The following is a 592-nucleotide window of genomic DNA, read 5'->3' on the forward strand; positions in this document are numbered from 1 at the left end:
TAGACAACTAGGATGTTGGCTCAGAAGCAGCCATCATTTAAAGAGTGCGTAATAGCTCACTAGTCGAGTGACCCTGCGCCGAAAATTTACCGGGGCTAAACATAACACCGAAACTGTGGATAGAACCTTAGGTTCTATGGTAGGAGAGCGTTCTAAGGGCGTTGAAGCTAGATCGTGAGGACTAGTGGAGCGCTTAGAAGTGAGAATGCCGGTATGAGTAGCGAAAGACGGGTGAGAATCCCGTCCACCGAATGACTAAGGTTTCCTGGGGAAGGCTCGTCCTCCCAGGGTTAGTCGGGACCTAAGCTGAGGCCGAACGGCGTAAGCGATGGCCAACAGGTTGATATTCCTGTACCTGTTTGTTTTGTTTGAACAATGGAGGGACACAGGAGGCTAAGGAATGCGTGCTGCTGGATATGCACGTCCAAGCAACAAGTCTTGAAGTGAGTCAAATGCTTGCTTCTTTAAGGACAAGTTGTGATGGGGAGGGAAATTAAGTACCGAAGTTCCTGATGTCACACTGTCAAGAAAAGCTTCTAGTTAGAAACAAACAGCCCGTACCGCAAACCGACACAGGTAGTCGAGGAGAGAA

Annotated in this window: 1 rRNA gene; it reads left to right on the top strand. The window is 48.8% G+C overall.

The features are described from left to right. A 23S ribosomal RNA gene (locus tag ACEN36_RS13040) occupies window positions 1-592 on the top strand; the annotation flags it as partial.

The sequence above is a fragment of the Desemzia sp. FAM 23989 genome (genome assembly GCF_045528345.1).
Lineage (GTDB): Bacteria > Bacillota > Bacilli > Lactobacillales > Carnobacteriaceae > Desemzia.